Annotated in this window: 21 protein-coding genes; 4 read left to right on the top strand and 17 right to left on the bottom strand. The window is 66.0% G+C overall.

The window, feature by feature from the left end:
• The 12 genes from BST27_RS26390 to BST27_RS26335 all read right to left on the bottom strand — a co-directional run.
• The coding region (locus BST27_RS26390; RefSeq protein ID WP_139805384.1) for a PPE family protein at positions 1 to 234 on the bottom strand (234 nt) is incomplete at its 3' end.
• A 565-nt stretch (positions 235 to 799) separates the two neighbouring features.
• Positions 800 to 1981: an ergothioneine biosynthesis PLP-dependent enzyme EgtE gene (gene egtE / locus BST27_RS26385; RefSeq protein WP_069417959.1), complete on the bottom strand. Its 1182-nt coding sequence runs from the start codon at positions 1979 to 1981 to the stop codon at positions 800 to 802.
• 15 nt (positions 1982 to 1996) lie between these two features.
• Positions 1997 to 2962: an L-histidine N(alpha)-methyltransferase gene (gene egtD / locus BST27_RS26380; RefSeq protein ID WP_069417958.1), complete on the bottom strand. Its 966-nt coding sequence runs from the start codon at positions 2960 to 2962 to the stop codon at positions 1997 to 1999.
• An 11-nt stretch (positions 2963 to 2973) separates the two neighbouring features.
• Positions 2974 to 3681 (bottom strand): ergothioneine biosynthesis protein EgtC, encoded by a 708-nt coding sequence (gene egtC / locus BST27_RS26375; protein WP_069417957.1) that lies wholly within the window; start codon positions 3679 to 3681, stop codon positions 2974 to 2976.
• Positions 3681 to 4958 carry an ergothioneine biosynthesis protein EgtB gene (egtB, locus tag BST27_RS26370; protein ID WP_069417956.1) on the bottom strand — a complete coding sequence of 426 codons (1278 nt, stop codon included), beginning with the start codon at positions 4956 to 4958 and terminating at the stop codon, positions 3681 to 3683. The genes egtC and egtB overlap by 1 nt, the downstream gene beginning before the upstream one ends.
• Positions 4955 to 6217: an ergothioneine biosynthesis glutamate--cysteine ligase EgtA gene (gene egtA, locus BST27_RS26365; protein ID WP_069417955.1), complete on the bottom strand. Its 1263-nt coding sequence runs from the start codon at positions 6215 to 6217 to the stop codon at positions 4955 to 4957. The genes egtB and egtA overlap by 4 nt, the downstream gene beginning before the upstream one ends.
• A gap of 194 nt (positions 6218 to 6411) precedes the next feature.
• On the bottom strand, positions 6412 to 6840 hold the full coding sequence (locus BST27_RS26360; protein ID WP_069417954.1) for an organic hydroperoxide resistance protein: 429 nt from the start codon (positions 6838 to 6840) through the stop codon (positions 6412 to 6414).
• Positions 6841 to 6876: 36 nt separating this feature from the next.
• On the bottom strand, positions 6877 to 8319 hold the full coding sequence (locus tag BST27_RS26355) for a catalase (RefSeq protein ID WP_069417953.1): 1443 nt from the start codon (positions 8317 to 8319) through the stop codon (positions 6877 to 6879).
• 235 nt (positions 8320 to 8554) lie between these two features.
• Positions 8555 to 8974, bottom strand: a complete 420-nt coding sequence (locus tag BST27_RS26350; RefSeq protein ID WP_079220149.1) for a hypothetical protein — start codon at positions 8972 to 8974, stop codon at positions 8555 to 8557.
• 118 nt (positions 8975 to 9092) lie between these two features.
• On the bottom strand, positions 9093 to 9455 hold the full coding sequence (locus BST27_RS26345; protein ID WP_139805383.1) for a hypothetical protein: 363 nt from the start codon (positions 9453 to 9455) through the stop codon (positions 9093 to 9095).
• Positions 9456 to 9546: 91 nt separating this feature from the next.
• Complete coding sequence (locus tag BST27_RS26340) at positions 9547 to 10584, bottom strand: aspartate-semialdehyde dehydrogenase (RefSeq protein ID WP_069417951.1); 1038 nt, start codon at positions 10582 to 10584, stop codon at positions 9547 to 9549.
• The gene (locus BST27_RS26335; RefSeq protein WP_069418041.1) at positions 10585 to 11850 is read right to left on the bottom strand and encodes an aspartate kinase; all 1266 of its coding nucleotides are present in this window, start codon (positions 11848 to 11850) and stop codon (positions 10585 to 10587) included. It lies immediately after the preceding gene.
• A 94-nt stretch (positions 11851 to 11944) separates the two neighbouring features.
• On the opposite strand from BST27_RS26335, the gene BST27_RS26330 reads away from it, so the two are divergent.
• Positions 11945 to 12385, top strand: a complete 441-nt coding sequence (locus BST27_RS26330; RefSeq protein ID WP_069417950.1) for a TIGR02611 family protein — start codon at positions 11945 to 11947, stop codon at positions 12383 to 12385.
• Positions 12386 to 12389: 4 nt separating this feature from the next.
• Here BST27_RS26330 and BST27_RS26325 read toward each other — a convergent pair whose 3' ends face one another.
• Positions 12390 to 12641, bottom strand: a complete 252-nt coding sequence (locus BST27_RS26325; protein ID WP_139805382.1) for a hypothetical protein — start codon at positions 12639 to 12641, stop codon at positions 12390 to 12392.
• 455 nt (positions 12642 to 13096) lie between these two features.
• Here BST27_RS26325 and leuA point away from each other — a divergent pair, with 455 nt between their 5' ends.
• Positions 13097 to 14899 carry a 2-isopropylmalate synthase gene (leuA, locus tag BST27_RS26320; RefSeq protein WP_069417948.1) on the top strand — a complete coding sequence of 601 codons (1803 nt, stop codon included), beginning with the start codon at positions 13097 to 13099 and terminating at the stop codon, positions 14897 to 14899.
• Between the two features lie 17 nt (positions 14900 to 14916).
• On the opposite strand, the gene BST27_RS26315 is transcribed toward leuA, so the two are convergent.
• Genes BST27_RS26315 through BST27_RS26300 form a run of 4 tightly spaced genes read right to left on the bottom strand, consistent with a single transcriptional unit; the run spans position 14917 to position 17554 of the window.
• Positions 14917 to 15438, bottom strand: coding sequence for a hypothetical protein (locus BST27_RS26315; RefSeq protein WP_069417947.1), 522 nt, complete (start codon positions 15436 to 15438; stop codon positions 14917 to 14919).
• A gap of 57 nt (positions 15439 to 15495) precedes the next feature.
• The gene (locus tag BST27_RS26310) at positions 15496 to 16056 is read right to left on the bottom strand and encodes a TetR/AcrR family transcriptional regulator (protein ID WP_069417946.1); all 561 of its coding nucleotides are present in this window, start codon (positions 16054 to 16056) and stop codon (positions 15496 to 15498) included.
• On the bottom strand, positions 16056 to 16517 hold the full coding sequence (locus tag BST27_RS26305; RefSeq protein ID WP_069417945.1) for a hypothetical protein: 462 nt from the start codon (positions 16515 to 16517) through the stop codon (positions 16056 to 16058). The genes BST27_RS26310 and BST27_RS26305 overlap by 1 nt, the downstream gene beginning before the upstream one ends.
• Positions 16518 to 16561: 44 nt before the next feature.
• The gene (locus BST27_RS26300; protein WP_069417944.1) at positions 16562 to 17554 is read right to left on the bottom strand and encodes a DEDDh family exonuclease; all 993 of its coding nucleotides are present in this window, start codon (positions 17552 to 17554) and stop codon (positions 16562 to 16564) included.
• Positions 17555 to 17681: 127 nt separating this feature from the next.
• Here BST27_RS26300 and BST27_RS26295 point away from each other — a divergent pair, with 127 nt between their 5' ends.
• Together BST27_RS26295 and BST27_RS26290 are read left to right on the top strand one after the other, a co-directional pair.
• Positions 17682 to 18911, top strand: coding sequence for a Mur ligase family protein (locus BST27_RS26295; RefSeq protein ID WP_069417943.1), 1230 nt, complete (start codon positions 17682 to 17684; stop codon positions 18909 to 18911).
• Positions 18912 to 18915: 4 nt separating this feature from the next.
• Positions 18916 to 19611: a type 1 glutamine amidotransferase gene (locus tag BST27_RS26290; RefSeq protein WP_139805385.1), complete on the top strand. Its 696-nt coding sequence runs from the start codon at positions 18916 to 18918 to the stop codon at positions 19609 to 19611.
• Positions 19612 to 19614 lie beyond the last annotated feature (3 nt).

Genomic DNA, 19614 nt, shown 5'->3' with positions numbered 1-19614 from the left:
CGTGTTCAACCAGCTGACATACGGGGTGGCAGCCTCAGCCATCGCCACCGACGCTGGACCCTGCCACGCCCCACCAGCCAGACCGGAAGTCACCTCACCGAAAGACTCGGCAACCGCAGCCAACTCTTCGGCCAGACCGCTCCAGGCCGAGGCCGCAGCCAACATCGGCTCTACTCCTGCGCCGGCGAAGATACGGAGGGAGTTGATCTCGGGTGGCAGCATAGAGAAATTCATTGACTCAACCTTCTCTCACGCAGGTCCCGATAGACCGAATGTCACGCACACTAGGTGCCCACCCCGGACGCGACGCGTTCTACCGACACGCAAAGCTACCGCACAGGCGCTAAATAAGCACGCGAAATTGCGAAATCCGGCGACGAACTGAAGACGCCGGCAACCGGACACGCACGAATGGAGTGGCGTTCCGATCGAGGCGCACGTCCGTTAGAGAGACACGCGTACCAGATTGTTACGCCGGCAAACTACACCAACTCGGTACCTGTATACGGTGCGGGACCTGTCCGCGGCGCGGCTGCCGGCTTCCGCTCTTGCGCAGGGCCTTAAATACCCAGGGCGACAACAGGTTTAGAGCGCGACTCAGCCAATCCGAATACCGGAATCGCAGCATTCTGACAGTATGGAGGTGAGCTAACCAACTTTTCCGGCAACCGGTGCAACTATTGCCGCCGGATAGACTTACCTGCGTTCGTCTGCTATCAGCTGATCGCAACGTGAATACAAGAAACCTTCACCGCAGCGGTTGCAGCCCGTTGCCGACGCACTCCGGCTAGACGGCGACTTAGGTGGTGGCTGCCGTCGCGTCGATCAACGCCGCCGCGAAGATCTCCAAGTCCTCGGTTGTCGTGTCCGCATGCGGCGACAGTCGAAGCACCGGAGTCGTCAACTCGCGCGGCGCCCGCTGTAAACCCGCATAGGTGACCAAGATCCGGCGCTTCGCCAGTAACCAGTCCCGCACGGCTTGCGGGTCGACACCTTCGACCGGTGCCAATGTGGTTATCGCACTGGGCTCTTCGACCTCCTCGACCACCACCCAGCCGTCGACGTCGGCCAACAGACTGCGGGTGACCCCGCCCAATTCCGCCAACCGCGCCCGCACCAGGTCTGGCCCGCATTCCAGATACTCACCTATTGCCACCGAAAATCCCACTCGCGCAGCGACGTTGGCCTCGCCAAACTGCAATCGCTGTGCAACCGACAGTGGTCCGGACCATTCCGGTGGCGGAAAGCGAGGCACCAGGCGTTCCATCAACTCGGGACGCACCGCCAAGACACCGACACCGCGAGGCCCCGCAATCCATTTGCGCGACGACGAATAGACGACGTCGGCGCCTACGGCACAGTCGACCTGGCCCAACGCCTGCGCCGCATCGATGACCAGCGGTACGCCGAGCTCACGGCAGAGTGACGCCAACATCGCGGCCGGTTGGACCGTGCCGCGGTGGCTTGCGACGGTAGTCAGGTGAACGAAATCGGGTGGATTTTCCTCCAACTGGTATGCCGCGTCGTCTATCGCTAGCCTGCCGTCAGCAAGGGTCGGCAGCGAACGCGGCGTGAATCCGTGGGCCGCCATCAGCGCGAGGTTGGGGCCGTATTCCCCAGGTAGGCAGGCTATGGTCCTCGCGGTCCCATCCGCGCCGGGCCAGCTGCCCAGCAACAGCGCCAGCGCGTGCAGCGAGCCGGTCGTGAACACCACCTCGGCGTCGGGCATGCCGAAAAGCGCTGCCACGGCTGCCTTTCCGGCGTCTAACAACGGCGATGCCGCCTCGGCGGCGACATAACCTCCTACCTCGGACTCGTGTAGCGCATGGTGCGAGGTCGCGTCGAGCACCGCGAAACTCTGGCGCGAACACGCCGCACTGTCCAGATGCAACCCGGCTACCGGGGGACGCGCCGCGCGCCAACGGTCGGCCAACCAGCGGGACTCAATCGCGCCGCTCCTCCTCATCGCATCGCTCTGCATCGTCGTCGGCGCGGCTCATTTGGTGGCCAGCGACAAGCCGAAGTCGGCGGCGGCGTCCGTCCACCAACGGATGGGCCGCAAACCGGCCTCGGTCAGTTCCGCACCGACCGCGCCGGGCCGGAACTTGCACGAGACTTCCGTCAGCATCTCCTCGCCGGCATCGAAGGCGACGGTCAGGTCGAGCGCCGCGACGTGCACTCGCTGCTCAGTGTCGGTGCGCAGCCACATCTCGATCCGTTCTTCTGTCACGTTCCACCGGGCGACATGCTGGAAGGCATGCACGGCGAAGTTCGCGTCGAGTTCCCGGTTGATCACGGCCAGGACGTTGCGATTGAACTGGGCCGTCACCCCCGCGGCATCGTCGTAGGCGCGGACCAGCCGGTCCGCGTCTTTGACCAGATCGGTACCTAGCAGCAGGCTGTCACCCGTCCGCATTATGCCGGCCAGGGTCGCGAGAAACTTCGCCCGCGGCTCGGGTGTCAGGTTGCCGATCGTCGACCCCAAGAACACGAACAGGCGGCGACCGCCGCCGGGAATCTCGGCCAGGTGCTCCTCGAAATCACCGCAGACAGCCTGGATTTCGATGCCCGGATACTCACGCTGAATCGCGGCCGCGCTCTCGGACAACATGTTTGCGTCGACGTCGAAGGGCACGAACTTGCGGAGTGATTCGCGGTCACGCAACGCATCTAGCAGTTGTCGCGTCTTCTCCGATGTTCCGCTGCCCAACTCGACCAGCGTGTCGGCGTCACTGGCCGCTGCGATTTCGGCGGAGCGAACGCGCAGGATCTCCGCCTCGGCGCGGGTCGGGTAGTATTCCGGCAGGCGCGTGATCTGGTCGAACAACTCACTGCCAACCGAGTCGTAGAACCACTTGGGCGGCAAGGATTTCGGCGTCTGCTGCAGTCCCTCCAGTACGTCGCGGCGTAGTGCGTGATACGCCGCATCCTCGGCCAGGTGATTGGACAGCGACAGCGTCATCGAAAACCTTTCTAAACCAACGGGATAAACTCGAGTCGATCCACGGTGACATCCACCAGGTGGCGATCCGGCACGTCTTCCCACCCTGGGTCGTCGTCATAGGGCTCGCTGGCCAGCACGACGCCATCGTCACGTCGCAGGACCGACAAGGTGTCTCCCCAAGTGGTGGCGACCAGCCGGTGACCATTGGCCGCCAATATGTTCAGCCGGGCCAGCGGGTCGGCGCCGCCGATCTCAACGATGGTCTCGCCCAGTGCGTCGATGCCGCGTTCGAAGATGGTTGCCGCCAAAACCGCGCTGTCGCAGAAGGATTCGGCAGACGAGGTGACCGGCAGTAGTGACCGGTCCACGACACCGTTGTGCGACAGCAGCCACCGACCATCGGTGAAGGGCGCCGTTGCACTGGCCTCTATGGGCATGCCGACCGTCGCCGAGCGCACCGCCGCGACGACGCAGTGGCTACGTAACGCGGGGGCAACCGATTCGAACGACGCGTCCCCCCACAGGGGTGCCGGACTGCGCCATCGACGCGGCACGTCGTCACCGGAAGGGCCGTCAGAGACGCGATCAAAAAAACCGACGCCCCAGCCGTCGGCATTCATCAGGCCGTGCTTTTGTCGGCGGGGCGCATAGGACTGCACCCGAAGGCTGTGGGTCGGGTCCAACACCAGCGCGGACACTGCGACGGGTGCCCCGAGCCAACCAAGATGACGGCACATCAGACGTCCCAGGCCAGCCGGACACCGGCAAAGATCTGCCGACGATACGGGTGATCCCAATTGCGAAAGCTGGGCCGCAGGATGTTCGCCGCCACCGCCCACGACCCGCCACGCAGCACCCGGTAGTCGCCGTCGAAGAAAGGCTGGGAATATCGCTGATAGATCATCGGAACGAACCCCGGCCATGGCCGCAGCGGCGAACTGGTCCATTCCCACACGTCGCCCAACATCTGCTCGACCCCGTACGCCGACGCGCCGTGCGGGTACGCGCCGACGGGGGCGGGACGCAGCGCGCCGCCGCCCAGGTTGGCGTGCACCTCTGACGGTTCGGCCGCTCCCCACGGGTATCGGCGCCGGGACTGCGTCGCCGGATCCCATGCGCAGGCTTTTTCCCATTCCACTTCGGTGGGCAGACGGGCTCCGGCCCAGGCTGCGTAGGCCTCCGCTTCGAAGAAGGTGACGTGCTGTACGGGTTCGTCGGCGGGAATGTCTTCGATGTGGCCGAACCGGGTGCGCGTGCGTCCGTCCGGGTTCCAGAATTGCGGTGCGGTGAGGCCGGCGGCCTGGCAGTGCTCCCAGCCACGGCGTGACCACCAGCGCGGCTGGGCATATCCGCCGTCGTCGATGAAGTGTCGCCATTCCCCGTTGGTGACGGGAACGCGGCCGATCCGGAAGGCCGGCACGTCGACGAGGTGGGCGGGGCGTTCGTTGTCCAGCGAGTAAGGCTCCGTTGCGGCGTCCACGCCCAGCACAAAGGGGCCCCCGGGCACCAGCACAGACGTCCCGGCCAGTTCCGGCCGACCGACGGGCACCGCCGACGTCTCGCCAAGCAGCGGCGGGCCGTCACGCAGGTTCAACGCCTGCAGCATGGTTTCGTTGTGCTGATGTTCGTGGCTGATGACCAGGCCGAACGCGAAGTCTTCGGCGTCGGCGGGTAGCGCATCAAGGGCGTCCAGCGCTGCGGAACGCACGTCCCGGCAGTACGACCGCGCTCGTCCCGGCGACAGCAACGGCAGCTCGACCCGACTGGCGCGGGAGTGCACGAACGCGTCGTAGAGACCCTCCACCGCCGGCGGCAGCATGCCCGGTTTGTTCATGTCACCGCCGCGCAACAGCCACAGTTCTTCCTGCTGGCCGATGTGCGCCAGATCCCACACCAGTGGACTCATCAGCGGGTCGTACTGGCGGTAGAGCTCCGCGTCGTCGAAATCCACCAACCGCAGGGTGCGCGTGCGCACCCGAGTCAATTCGTCGGCAAGCTGCTCCCTGGACGTCACAGTCCGCCTTGCGCCAGTTGGGTGACCGTCTGGGCGATGCCGTGCTCGAAAACCTCGTCGGCGAAGTCGTCCGCCGGACAGCGTCCCCCCTCCACATTTCGGATCAACGGCTGCATTGCATCGCCGAGTGCGGGCGGGACCCGATCGGCGGCTATGGCGATACATCGCTTGGCCGCCCGGCGTAGCCGCCGGTCACCGAGGCCGACGCGCGCGGCGGTGTCCCAGGCGGTGGCCACCGGTTCGACAGCGTCCGCTGCCAGGTCGGCGGCGACAGGGTCGTCGAGCAGAGTCACCATCGTGGCCACCACCGCCGGCCAGTAGCGATCCGGCAGGCTGTCGAGGTAGCGGATCTCCAGCCACTGGCGGGGGCGAACCGGCGGAAAGAGCGTGGTCAGGTGGTACTCGAGGTCTGCCACCGTGGGTCGGCGCCCACCCAGCAGCACCCGACCGTCCACCCAGTCGGTGAACGGCACGTATTGGGTGACGGCCACAGCATCTGGTTGATGCACCAACATCACCGGCGCCTTCAGCGCGTAGCGGGCCCAATCGGTGCCGGGGTCGTCGCCGCTGACACCCAGAATCGGCCCGCAGCGTGCGGAGTCCATCTGTCCCCACACCCGCTGTCGGGAGGATTGCCAGCCGGAGAAGTCGCCGTCGAGCATGGGCGAGTTGGCCGCGATCGCAATCATCGTCGGCCCCAGCGCATGGGCTAGTCGTACCCGTGCGGCCCAATCGGCCTGCGGCCCGGCGTCCAGGTTGACCTGGATTGAAGCCGTCGATGTCATCATGGCCGCGCCCGCTTCTCCGCTGTGACTGGACGCGAAGAACTCCTCCATCGCGCGGTAACGCGCTCCGGGGTTGATCCGGTGGGGCGGGCGCAGCGGGTCCGCGCCGAGGAAGACCAAACCCAGCCCCGCTTCGGCGAAGGCCGACCGCAGCACCGCCTGATCACGGGCCATCGCGTCGATGGCCGGCAGCACTCCCACCATCGGCGGACCCGACAACTCGACGGCGCCGCCGGGTTCCACGCTGATCGCGCTGCCGTCCGGCAATGGACTCAGCCACTTCAGCACGTCGCCGATCTCGCCCCAGCTGGGCCTGCGCAACGGATCGGCCGGGTCGAAGCAGTGTCCCTCGACCTCTAGACCGACGCAGCCCACCGGGCCGTCGACCAGGCACCCTTCGGCGATGTATTCCGCTGCCGCCGCCGAGCTGAGGATCTCGGTATCGACCGCGGTGCTGCTGGCGGCGAACGTCATATGATGATCCCTCCGGGCCCGGAGCTTGCGCAGCTACTGGGAACGATAGCCGTCAATACTTCATCTTCCAGACCACGCCGACATATTCCCGTTTGGTCGCGCGGGCTAACCGGATCCTCAAAATCGCTGGTGGCGCGCGAGCGCTGAGCCGATGAGCCGAGTCAGCGTCGTTGTTGCGAACCTCATCTTGAGGCTTAGACCTTGGCCGAGACTTCCACGTCGATGTTGCCCCTGGTCGCTTTCGAATACGGGCACACGCCGTGCGCCTGCTGCACCAGGTCCTCGGCCTGGCTCTGCTCCAGGCCGGGCAGGTAGCCGACGATCTTGCCGGTCAGCCCGAACCCGCCCTCGGAGTCCTTTCCGAAACCGATCTGCACGGTGACATTGGTGGCGTCGTCGAGCTTGACCTTGGCCTTGCCCGCAACCAACCGCAGCGCACCGAGGAAACAGGCCGCGTAGCCGGCGGAGAACAACTGCTCGGGGTTGGTGCCCTCGCCGTTTCCGCCCATCTCCTTTGGCGGACGGGTTTCCAAATCGATTCGGCCGTCATCGGACTTGACGTGGCCGTCACGCCCGCCGCCGGTCGCGGTGGATTCGGTGGTGTAAACGACTTCGATGCTCATGCTCTTCGATCATGCCAGGCATCGAGTGTCTGGTCGTCAGCCGCCGCGGACGCCTTCCTCGACCTTCTTGCCCAGGTCCTGGTCCACGTTTCGCCAGTACTCGAACACCCGTGCCAGCACCGGCTCTTTCACACCCTTGGATACGTGCCCAACGATGTTGTGTACCAACCGGTCTCGGGCTTCGTCGTCCATGACGTCGCGGACCAAGGTGCCGGCCTGGCCCCAGTCGTCGTCCTCGGTGTGCAAGGTGTACGCCGAACGAACCATCTGCCCGTCGGCGAACCAGCGAACCTCGGCCGCGCGAGCCGGGTCGGCGTGCGGGCCGCCGTAGGAGTTGGGTGCGTAAACCGGATCGGACACGTTCTTGATCCGCATCGCCCCGTCTTTGGAGTAGCTGTTGACCTCCACCCGCGGTGTATTTACCGGAATCTGCTTGTAATTCGTTCCGATCCGGGCCCGGTGTGCGTCGGAGTAGGAGAAGCCGCGGGCCAGCAACATCTTGTCCGGGCTCAGTCCGGTGCCCGGCACGATGTTGTTGGGTTCGAACGCGGCCTGCTCGATCTCGGTGTGGTAGTCGGTGACGTTGCGGTCGAGTGTCAACTTGCCGACGTCGATCAACGGGTAGTCACCGTGCGGCCATACCTTGGTCAGGTCGAACGGGTTGAAGCGGTAGGACTTGGCCTCCTCGAACGGCATGATCTGCATCTTGAGTGTCCAACTCGGGTAGTTGCCGCCCTCGATGGACTCATACAGATCCCGTTGGTGGTAGTCGCCGTCCGCACCGGCCAGCCGGTCGGCCTCCTCCTGCGTCAGGTGGTCGATACCCTGGTCGGTGATGAAGTGGTATTTCACCCAAAAGATTTCGCCGGTCGCATTGATCCAGCTGTAGGTGTGGCTGCTGTAGCCGTTCATGTGCCGCCAAGTCTTGGGAATGCCTCGGTCCCCCATCAGCCAGGTGACCTGGTGCGCCGACTCCGGCGACAGGGTCCAGAAATCCCACTGCATGTTGTGGTCACGCAAATTGCTTGCAGCCATGCGCTTTTGGGAGCGAATGAAGTGCTGGAACTTCAGCGGGTCGCGGATGAAGAAGACCGGGGTGTTGTTGCCCACCATGTCGAAGTTGCCTTCGCTGGTGTAGAACTTCAGCGCGAACCCGCGCGGGTCGCGCCAGGTGTCTGGGCTGCCTCGCTCCCCCGCGACGGTGGAAAACCGAATCAGCGTGTCTGTCTTGGTGCCCGGCTGGAACACCGCGGCGCGCGTGTATTTGCTGACGTCATTGGTCACCTCGAAGTGCCCGAACGCACCACCACCCTTGGCGTGTGGCTGGCGCTCCGGGATCCGCTCCCGGTTGAACTGCGCCATCTGCTCGATCAGGTAGTGGTCTTGCAGCAGGATCGGACCGTTGGGGCCGACGGTCAACGATTGATCGTCACTCGGGGCGGGATTGCCGGCATCGTTGGTGGTGTATCGCTCCGTCATTTCGCGATCTCCTCGCTAACTGGGCTGGTGCAATGGAAACCGTAGAGCCACAACGCGATTCGGCCCCGACACGACGTCGCGGCCGAATCGCGTTGCAAAGCAAGATTTTCTGAGGAAAGCCGCCGCGCGGCCCGGCGCCGTCTGCTCAGGGCCGGGTGGGGTAATGCGCGACACTACGGTCACATAGCCCAGTATGCGCCGCGTCTAAACCACCTGACGACGCGGGCGGGCGCGGCTAGCGTCCAGGCGGAGTGCTTGGCGCGGTGGGCGCGGACGTCGGCGGCTGAGCGGGACCCGTCGGGGCACCCGGACCGCCGGCACCCGGCGGCGGGCCACCGGGGAAACCGGGACCCATGCCAGGCGGCGGTGGGCCACCCGGGAACCTGAACTGCCACCCCGGACCCGGGCCGCCCGGACCGTCGCCCGGACCCATTTGGCCGTGATGGTGATGACGGTGGTGATGACACGTCCCCGCCCCGAAAATCATGGCACCTGCAAAGAACAAGGTCCACGCGATGAACGTGATGCCGGCGATGATCACCACCCACGCCGCGACGCGGTAGAGCCTCGGCGGTTTCTCCACCACATGCCCTGGTGGCGGTGCGGCGGCCGCGACGGGACCTGTCTTGGCTGCGGGCTCGGGCGTTTCAGTCATGTCTTGAATATCGCGCAGTGCTGCAACAACCGTAAAGAGCTAAGGACACAAAGTTGCCATGAATTGATGCGTTTGAGCCCGGCGCCCGAATTGAGCGCCGGGCTATCGGCAGCAGACGTTATCGACCGGGTGTCGTGGCAGGCGCCAGCGACGGCGCAACCGACGTCGGGACCTGACCCGGTCCGCCCGGGCCGCCCGGAGCGACGGACGCAGGCGGGCTGTTGGGGATTCCCTGTTGGTGCATCATCCCGTGGTGCCTGTGGTGCTTGAAGTGATGGCCTCCGTGACCCGCCGCCAAACCCAGCCGGAATCCGGAGAAGAAAATGACCGCGACGATGAACACGATGCCGGCGACGATCGCCACCCAGGCTGCGGCTTTGAAGACCTTGGGGGTTTGGTGCACTGTTGCGACCGGGGGTGGGGCAACGGCGGTGGTTGTCGGCGCTGTTGGGATTTCGTTAGTTTCACTCATAAAACGCATGATGCTCCCGTTACCGAGCAAGTCAACTATGCGTTCCTTATGTAGGAGCTGTGAACGGGTCGCTTTGTTCGGCTCAGGTCTTTGGTGCGCGTCACAGTTGGGCGGCCAGCAACTCCGCGATCTGGATGGTGTTGAGCGCCGCCCCCTTGCGCAGGTTGTCCCCCGCGATGAACAGCGCCAAGCCACGCCCGTCCGGGGCGCCCGGATCCTGCCGAATGCGGCCGACCAGTGATTCGTCCACACCGGCCGCGTCCAGCGGCGTGGGCACGTCGACCACCTTCACCCCGGGGGCGCCGTCAAGTAGTTCTCGGGCCCGCTCCGGCGTGATCGGATGAGCGAACTCGGCGTTGATCGACAACGAGTGACCGGTGAACACCGGCACCCGGACGCAGGTGCCGCTGACCAGCAGGTCGGGGATGCCCAAGATCTTGCGGCTCTCGAAACGCAGCTTCTGGTCCTCATCGGTCTCACCGGAGCCGTCGTCGACCAACGATCCCGCCAGCGGCACCACATTGAACGCGATCGGCGCCACGTACTTCTTCGGCGCCGGGAAATCCACCGCGCGGCCGTCGTGCACCAACTGCTCGGCGCCGTCGATCACCGCACGCGTCTGCTCGGCCAACTCCGCCACGCCGGCCACACCGCTGCCGGAGACCGCCTGATAGGACGAGGCCACGAAGCGCACCAGCCCGGCTTCGTCGTGCAGCACCTTGAGCACCGGCATCGCGGCCATGGTGGTGCAGTTCGGGTTCGCGATGATGCCCTTGGGGCGTTGGCCGGCGTCGCGCTCGAAGTTCACCTCGGACACCACCAGCGGCACGTCGGGGTCCTTGCGCCAGGCCGACGAGTTGTCGATGACCGTCGCACCGGCCGCGGCGAATCGCGGCGCCTGGACCCGGGACATGGTTGCCCCGGCGGAGAACAACGCAATGTCCAGGCCGGACGGGTCGGCAGTCTCGGCGTCCTCGACCTCGATCTCCTGGCCGCGGAACGGCAACTTGCGGCCCTGCGAGCGGGCCGAGGCGAAAAATCGCACCGAGTCGGCCGGGAAGTCGCGTTCTTCGAGCAGCGTGCGCATCACCTGACCCACCTGGCCGGTGGCGCCGACTACACCTATCGAAAGGCCCATCTATCGTCCCGTTCCCGCATACACCGTGGCCTCTTCCTCGCCGCCGAGGCCGAACGCCTCGTGTAACGCAACCACGGCCTTATCTAGTTCGGTGTCGCGGCACAAAACCGAAATCCGGATCTCGGAGGTGGAGATCAGCTCGATGTTGACGCCGACGGCGGCCAGCGCCTCACAGAACGTCGCCGTGACACCGGGGTGGCTGCGCATGCCAGCCCCGATCAGCGACACCTTGCCGATGTGGTCGTCGTAGAGCAGCTGGGTGAAGCCGATCTCGTCCTTGAGCGAGTCCAGCTTGGCCACGGCGGTGGGCCCGCTGTCGCGCGCGCAGGTGAACGTGATGTCGGTCTTGCCGTCCTCCACCTTGGAGACGTTCTGCAACACCATGTCGATGTTGACCTCGGCGTCGGCGACGGCGCGGAACACCTTGGCCGCGTAGCCGGGGATGTCGGGGATTCCGACGATGGTCACCTTGGCCTCGCTGCGGTCGTGCGCGACTCCGGTCAGGATGGGGTCTTCCATGGCTATGTCCTTGATCGATCCGACGACAACGGTGCCGGGCTTGTCCGAGTACGAGGAGCGCACGTGCACCGGGATGTTGTAGCGCCGTGCGTACTCGACACAGCGCAGCATCAGTACCTTGGCGCCACAGGCCGCCATCTCGAGCATTTCCTCGAAGGTCACCTTGTCGAGCTTGCGGGCGTTGTGCACGATGCGCGGGTCGGCGCTGAAGATCCCGTCGACGTCGGTGTAGATCTCGCAGACGTCGGCGCCCAGGGCGGCGGCCATGGCTACCGCCGTGGTGTCCGAACCGCCGCGGCCCAGGGTGGTGACGTCGCGGGTGTCCTGGCTGACGCCCTGGAATCCGGCGACCAGCACGATCCGGCCTTCGTCGAGGGCGGCCTGCAACCGTCCCGGCGTGACATCGATGATCTTCGCGTTGCCGTGGGTCCCGGTGGTGATGACGCCGGCCTGCGAACCGGTGAACGAAATGGCTTGGGCGCCCAGCGATTCGATGGCCATGGCGACCAGCGCGTTGGAGATGCGTTCACCGGCGGTGAGCAGCATGTCGAGTTCCCGGGGCGGCGGGACCGGACAGACCTGCTGCGCCAGATCGAGCAGGTCGTCGGTGGTGTCGCCCATCGCCGAGCAGACCACGACGACGTCGTTGCCTTGCTTCTTGGTTTCGACGATGCGCTCGGCGACGCGACGAATCCGGTCGGCGTCGGCCACCGACGATCCGCCATATTTCTGGACGACGAGCGCCACCATCTCCCTTTCTTGCTCTGGCTATAAGTCCACAACAGGATACGGGTCGGCGCATCTTGATTGATTTCCACGCCATTGCGGGAATACCTGAGGCATGGCCGGGAATGCCGACAAACCGCGAGGGCGCCTACGACGCCGCCTGTCCAGCGCGCGCGATCGACTGCGCTCCTGGCCCGCGCTCGATGTGACCTACCGCATCTTGGTCGGCATCGTTGGGCTGGCGTTGTTGAGCGTCGGGATCATCGCCATCCCGTATCCGGGTCCAGGTTGGGCGATCGTGTTCCTGGGCCTGGCGGTCCTGGCTACCGAGTTCAGCGTCTTCCGGCGGCTGCTCAAGTACGTGCGGGGTCGGTACAACGCTGTGATGCGGTGGTTCCGCCGACAGCACGGGGCGGTGCAGTTCATGGGCACGCTGTTGACGGCGGCGGTGACAGTGGCGACGTTGTGGCTGATGGGCGTGCCCGGGTGGATGGCCGAGACGGCCGGCTGGGATCTGGCATGGGCGCAGAGCCCGCTCGGGTTCGGGGCCGGGTGACCCGTCAAGCGTTGACTCGCCACCACCGATAAAGGGTGTCAATGTCGTCGCCCTCGACGATGCCGAGTCTGCGATGGTCATCGTCGGTCCAGATCACCGCAGGATTGCCCTCAACAGAGGCCGCACATTCGACCAGACCCGCCGTCTGATCGCGGTAGCTATCGCCCCACGTCCCGGGTGACGCTTGATCACCCGGGCAGGACGACGCCACCGAGTAACCGGCTACGCCCGCGCCGTGCGCGAAGCTTCTTGTCAAGTCATTGGGGGTCGCATAGAGCAGGAACACTGCGCGCGAGGGTCCGCTCGGTCCGTTGTTCTGGCCGCACCTCACCCGCTCGAGTGACCCCTCCGCAGGCTCTGTCTCGCGGCAATTGTCTGAGGAGAAGCCAGCCGGCAGCATTCCCATCAGCTGGCCAGAGGGCGCCGCGGCGCAATCCGCCGCGGCACCGAGAACAGCAGCGCCGCTGCAGGAGGTAATCGCAATCAACCTGGCGGCCCAGCAAGTCGCGGAGTGACTCGCAGTCATGAACGACCTCATCGGCAGGAGGCTACGCGGTTTTGGCTCCCGGGCCGCGCACGGTAGCATTCAGAACGTGCAGCGGGTGCTCCTCCTCGGACGCCGCGACGGGGTCTGATCCAGACCGGCTTCCCGTCGCGGGGGTTCGCAATGCGCCGGTCTGAGGTCCCCCAAAATTCACCGGAGCAACTACCGTGACCAATTTTGATTCACCCGACTCGTACAGTTCGGCCCGCACGATCGTCAAACCGGCCGGTCCACCCGCACCGGGTCAGCCCGTCTGGAACCCCCAGCGCAACACGTCGATGCCGGTCAGCAGGTATCGGCCGTTTGCCGAGGAAGTCGAACCCATCAGCCTGCCCGACCGCACCTGGCCGGACCGCGTCATCGACCGCGCGCCCCTGTGGTGCGCCGTAGACCTGCGCGACGGCAACCAGGCGCTGATCGACCCGATGAGCCCGGCCCGCAAGCGCCGCATGTTCGACCTGCTGGTGCGCATGGGCTACAAGGAGATCGAGGTCGGGTTCCCGTCGGCCAGCCAAACCGACTACGACTTCGTCCGCGAGATCATCACCGACGGCGCCATTCCCGACGACGTCACCATCCAGGTGCTGACGCAGTGCCGGGCAGAGCTGATCGAGCGGACCTTCGCAGCGTGCGAAGGCGCCGCCAAGGTGATCGTGCACTTCTACAACTCGACGTCGATCCTGCAGCGCCGCGTCGTCTTCCGCGCCGACCGGGACGCGGTGCAGGCGATCGCGGTCGACGGTGCGCGCAAGTGCATCGAGGAAGCCGCCAAGTATCCGGGCACGCAGTGGCGGTTCGAGTACTCGCCGGAGTCCTACACCGGCACCGAGCTGGAATACGCCCGCGACGTCTGCAACGCCGTCGGCGAGATCATCCAACCGACGCCGGACAACCCGATCATCTTCAACCTGCCCGCCACGGTGGAGATGACCACGCCCAACGTCTACGCCGACTCGATTGAGTGGATGAGCCGCAACCTGGCCAACCGGGAGTCGGTCATCCTGAGCCTGCACCCCCATAACGACCGCGGAACTGCCGTCGCCGCAGCCGAATTGGGCTACCAGGCCGGCGCCGACCGGATCGAGGGCTGCCTGTTCGGCAACGGCGAGCGCACCGGCAACGTCTGCTTGGTGACGTTGGGGCTGAACCTGTTCTCCCGGGGCGTCGACCCGCAGATCGACTTCTCCAACATCGACGAGATCCGGCGCACGGTGGAGTACTGCAACCAACTGCGCGTGCACGAGCGTCACCCCTACGGCGGCGACCTGGTCTACACCGCGTTCTCCGGCAGCCATCAGGACGCCATCAACAAGGGTCTGGACGCGATGAAGTTCGACGCCGACGCCGCCGACACCGACGTCGACGACATGCTCTGGCAGGTGCCCTACCTGCCTATCGACCCCAAGGACGTCGGGCGCACCTACGAGGCGGTGATCAGGGTCAACTCCCAGTCCGGCAAGGGCGGGGTGGCCTACATCATGAAGACCGACCATGGTTTGGCCCTGCCGCGCCGACTGCAGATCGAGTTCTCGCAGGTGATCCAGAAGCTGGCCGATGGCGAAGGCGGCGAGGTCTCGCCGAAGGAGATGTGGGAGGCGTTCTCCGAGGAGTATCTGGCGCCGATCCGGCCGCTGGAGCGCATCCGGCAGCACGTCGATGCCGCCGAGGAAGACACCGGCACCACCAGCATCACCGCGATCGTCAAGATCGACGGTGTCGAGACCGAGATCAAGGGCGAAGGCAACGGTCCGCTGGCCGCGTTCGTCCACGCCCTGGGGACCGTCGGGTTCGACGTCGCCGTGCTCGACTATTCCGAGCACGCGATGAGCGCCGGTGACGACGCGCAGGCCGCTGCCTACGTGGAGGCTTCGGTGGGTGACAAGACCGTGTGGGGTGTGGGCATCGCGCCGTCGATCACGACGGCATCGCTGCGGGCGGTGGTGTCGGCGGTCAACCGCGCCGTGCGTTAGCCGTCAGCCGTTAGCCGTCAGCCCAGCTTGGCCGGCAGCGCGCCGGCCAAGCGCTGGGCCTGGGCGCACGTGTCGGCCACCGCCGTCAGGTAATACCAGCGCTTGAGCACCGTCACCGTGGCATACGGTCCCGGCGTGCAGAACGCCTGTTCGCCGAGGTTGGGGATCTGCTCGACCGCATTGGTGGTGGCTGCTTCCTGCCTGATCCTGGTGAAGGTGCCGGACACCGAGTTGCGGCAATCCATGTTGGGTTGCCTGCCGTCGACGCAGTTTCCCCAGAACAGGGTGAAGCTGACGGTGTTGCCTTCGGCCGGGACCGATTCGCAATCCTGTTGGCCCAGGCCGTCGTGCGTTCGCGTCGGGACCGGGTAGGGCTTGCCGATGGCCTGACTGACCTCATCGGCGCTGAGCAGGGCGCACAGGTTCGCAGGCACGTGCACGATGTCGCTGCTCGCGCCGTTGGCGTCGGCCCCGCACGCCGATGACGTCAGCGCGGTCCCGAGTAGCGTCGCCGCCACGACCGCGCGTGCCCTGCACATGGGTTCAACGTATCCGCCCACCCACGGTCGCGTGACCACAAATCCTCGGCCAGATTGCTAGCCGAAGTACGCGCTGAGCAGCCGGTCGACCAAGCCGGCCGGATCGTCCTGATTCGGGATCGTGAGCTTGCTGAACATGTAGCCGTTGAGCAAGCGGCTCAGTTCTTCCATCTGGTCAGGCGTCGGGTCCAGGCCCGCGGCCTCGAAAATAAGGGTTGCGGACTTGACGGCAGCGGCTTGCAGTTGCGCCAGCAACGGCCGCAGTTCGGGCCTCCGTGTGCCCTCCATGAACAGCTCGAACCGCGCCAACGTGTAGCGGCGCATCTGTTCGTCGGGTTCGGCGAGCATGCGTGTCATCAGCGCCTTCAGGCCGTCCCGGTCGAGGGAGCCGACCGCCGCGCGCAACGCATCCACGCGCTGCCAATGCAGCTCGACGGTTCGTGCGGCGGTGGCCTCAAGCAGCGCCGGGCGGGTGCGGAAGTAATTGGACGTGGTACCGGACGGCAGTTTCGCAACGGCGTCCACATGGCGATGCGTCAGACCCCCGACCCCTTCGTCGGCGAGGATGCCGATGGCGGTGTCGAGGATCTGAGTGCGTCGTTCGGGGTTGGGGGGCATCAGGATTCTTTGTAGCGCAGCCGCCAGAACATGGTCAGGAAGACCGGGTAGACCACGATCAGCAGGAGGTAGCTGAACCACATCGGGAACCAGGTCACGATCGTGGTGTCCATGACGATGTACGAGCAGTAGACGTGCAGCGGGACGCTGCCGGCGATGTAGACGACCGACCCCGTGAACAGCGCCCGGTGTCGCTTGTTGGCGAACTTCACCCGCCGCCACACCAGGATTCCGGTGATGCCGGCATACGTCATCGGGACGAGCAGGATCCGGTCGTTCGTCACGTTCATCACGTACTGCAGGGTCAGGGCGTCTCCGAAGATCACTCGGTAGACGTGCATGACGACGCCGAGCGAGATCGTCAGCATCGCGACTTCTCGGAAGAAGTAGCCGTGTCGCCGGTAGGTGTCCCACCAGGAACTGTTGCGCTTTGCTTGTACTACATCTGTAGTGGTTGTCATGGCATGACGGTAACACTACAGATGTAGTGGTTGCAAGAGGGTTCCTAGAAGAGGGCGAATTGTTCGTCGATCAGGGTGGTGTCGGCAAACTGCTCCATGGTTCGGCCGCCGACGACGGAGCCAACGCAATCCAGGAATTGGGTGTCGGAAACCACCGGTACGCCGAGCTGGAGGGCGTGGTATCCCTTGCCCTGTTCCGGCGCGACGTCGTTGCACACCACCAGGGAGGTGTCGCGATCGACGTCGTCGGCGTAGGCCAATCCGGCATGCAAGATCCGCTCGACGAGTTCCTCGTGCGTCCGTCTCACCTCCGCCGCCAATGCCACGCGCATGCCTTGGACCAGCGGTCTGCCCGCGACGTAGCGGCCGGGGTTGAGATACGGGCAGGGCATCCGCGACGCCAGCACCTTCAGCGGTCGCACCTCGTCGTGGGTCACCCTGCCGTTCGGCCAGCGACGTCGGGTGACGGGATGGATCGGCAGCCAGACGTCGCGGTCACGGGCACGCGCCAGCGCGGGTGCCAGGATCCCGCTGAGCACGCGCGCGTCGTCAAACGCGTCGTGCGGCCGTTCTTGGGCGACGCCCCAGTGCGCGGCGAGGGTCTCCAACCGCAGATTGTCCAGGCCTAAATCGAGTCGGCGGGCCAACTCGACCGTGCACATGACGGTGTCTATCGGGAGTTCGGCGTCGGCCAGCTCCGCTTCGGCGGCCAGGAACGCGTAGTCGAAGGCGACGTTATGTGCCACCAAAGTGCGGCCGCGCAGCACCTTCGTGACGTCGCCCACGATGTCGGCGAATTGCGGCTGGTCCTCGAGCATCGCGGCCGTCAGGCCGTGCACGTGTGTCGGCCCGGGGTCGACGCCGGGGTTGAGCAGGCTGACCACGGATTGCTCCACTCGGCCCGCGGCGTCCAGGCCGAGGACCGCCAGGCTGATGATCCGGGCTTGACCCGGCCGGAAACCGGAGGTCTCGACGTCGATGACGGCCCAACCTGCGTCCGGCTCGCGCGCCGGACGACCCCAGGAAATCCGGTTCATGGCATGAGGATGGCACGTCAGACCGACATGCCATCCGCACCGCGCACCGTGTCGGCCATTTTCGCTGCGGTGTGACCTGCAGCGCGACCCGCTGCACCCGCTGCGCCTGGCCCCTTAAACTGCCCGGGTGGTTACCGCGCGTGCTCGTCTAGCCCTCGCTGCCGGCTCCGGCGCGCGTTGGGCGTCGCGGGTGACCGGTCGCGGCGCCGGAGCGATGATCGGCGGCCTGGTCGCGATGACCCTGGACCCCTCGGTGCTGCGTCAGCTCGGTGAGGGCCGGCGCACTGTCATCGTCACCGGCACCAACGGCAAGTCGACGACGACCCGGATGACGGCCGCCGCGCTGGGGACACTCGGGGACGTCGCCACCAATGCCGAGGGCGCCAACATGGACGCCGGTCTCGTGGCCGCGCTGGCCGCGAAACGTGACGCCGAGCTGGCGGCCCTGGAAGTCGACGAGATGCATGTGCCGCATGTCGCCGATGCCGTTTCACCGGCCGTCATCGTGCTGCTCAATCTGTCCCGAGACCAGCTCGACCGGGTCGGGGAGATCAATGTGATCGAGCGAACGCTGCGATCCGGCCTGGCCCGACACCCGAAGGCAACCGTCGTCGCCAACTGTGACGATGTGCTGATGACGTCGGCGGCCTACGACAGCCCGGACGTGGTGTGGGTGGCCGCCGGCGGTTCATGGGCGAACGACTCGGTCAGCTGTCCCCGCAGCGGCGAGGTCATCGTCCGCGAACAGGGGCACTGGTATTCCACCGGCGCGGATTTCAAACGGCCGAGCCCGGACTGGTGGTTCGACGACGACAAGATCTACGGGCCAGGTGGGGTCGCGCTGCCGATGAAGTTGGCGCTGCCCGGCGAGGTGAATCGCGGGAACGCCGCGCAGGCCGTGGCGGCCGCCGTGGCGTTGGGTGCGGACCCGTCGTCGGCTGTGGCCGCGGTGTCGAACGTGGACGAGGTGGCCGGGCGCTACCGGACGGTCCGGATGGGGGCGCACGAGGCGCGGATTCTGCTGGCCAAGAATCCGGCCGGCTGGCAGGAAGCGTTGTCGATGGTGGACAAGCACGCGGCGGGGGTGGTCATCGCGGTCAACGGGCAGGTACCCGACGGCGAGGATTTGTCCTGGTTGTGGGATGTGCGCTTCGAGCACTTCGAAGAAACCGCGGTGGTCGCCGCCGGCGAACGCGGCACCGACCTGGCGGTTCGCCTGGGGTACGCCGGAGTCGAACACACCCTGGTGCATGACACCCTGGCCGCCATCGCGTCCTGCCCACCCGGCCGCGTGGAGGTCGTCGCCAACTACACGGCGTTCCTGCAGTTGCAACGAGCATTGGCGCGCCGTGGCTGACTCGGTGGTGCGGATCGGGCTCGTGCTGCCCGACGTCATGGGCACTTACGGCGACGGTGGAAACGCCGTGGTGCTGCGGCAACGGCTGCGGCTGCGGGGCATCGCCGCCGAGATCGTCGAGATCACGCTGAACGATCCGGTCCCCGACTCGTTCGACCTGTACACACTGGGCGGCGCGGAGGACTACGCGCAGCGGTTGGCGACCCGGCACTTGCAGCGGTACCCAGGTCTGCAGCGCGCGGCCGAGCGAGGGGCACCCGTGCTGGCGATTTGCGCAGCCATCCAGGTGCTTGGCCATTGGTACGAAACGTCCTCGGGGGAACGTGTCGACGGGGTCGGCCTGCTGGATGTAACGACGTCGCCGCAGGATTCCCGCACCATCGGCGAGTTGGTGGCCAAGCCCTTGTTGGCGGGGTTGAGTCAGCGTCTTACCGGGTTCGAGAATCATCGAGGCGGGACGGTGTTGGGGCCGGACGCTGCTCCGTTGAGTGCGGTGGTCAAGGGCGCGGGGAACCGGGCCGGCGATGGTGTCGACGGCGCGGTTCAGGGCAGCGTCGTCGCTACCTACATGCACGGGCCGTGCCTGGCCCGCAACCCCGAGTTGGCCGACTTGCTGCTCGGGAAGGTGGTGGGCTCGCTGCCCCCGCTGGAACTGCCCGAGGTGGAGTTGTTGCGTCGGGAACGGTTTACGGCGCGTTAGGGG

Source organism: Mycobacterium intermedium (assembly GCF_002086275.1).
Lineage (GTDB): Bacteria > Actinomycetota > Actinomycetes > Mycobacteriales > Mycobacteriaceae > Mycobacterium > Mycobacterium intermedium.
Note: the sequence above shows the minus strand (reverse complement) of the source record. Positions and strands in the feature narration are given on the sequence as shown.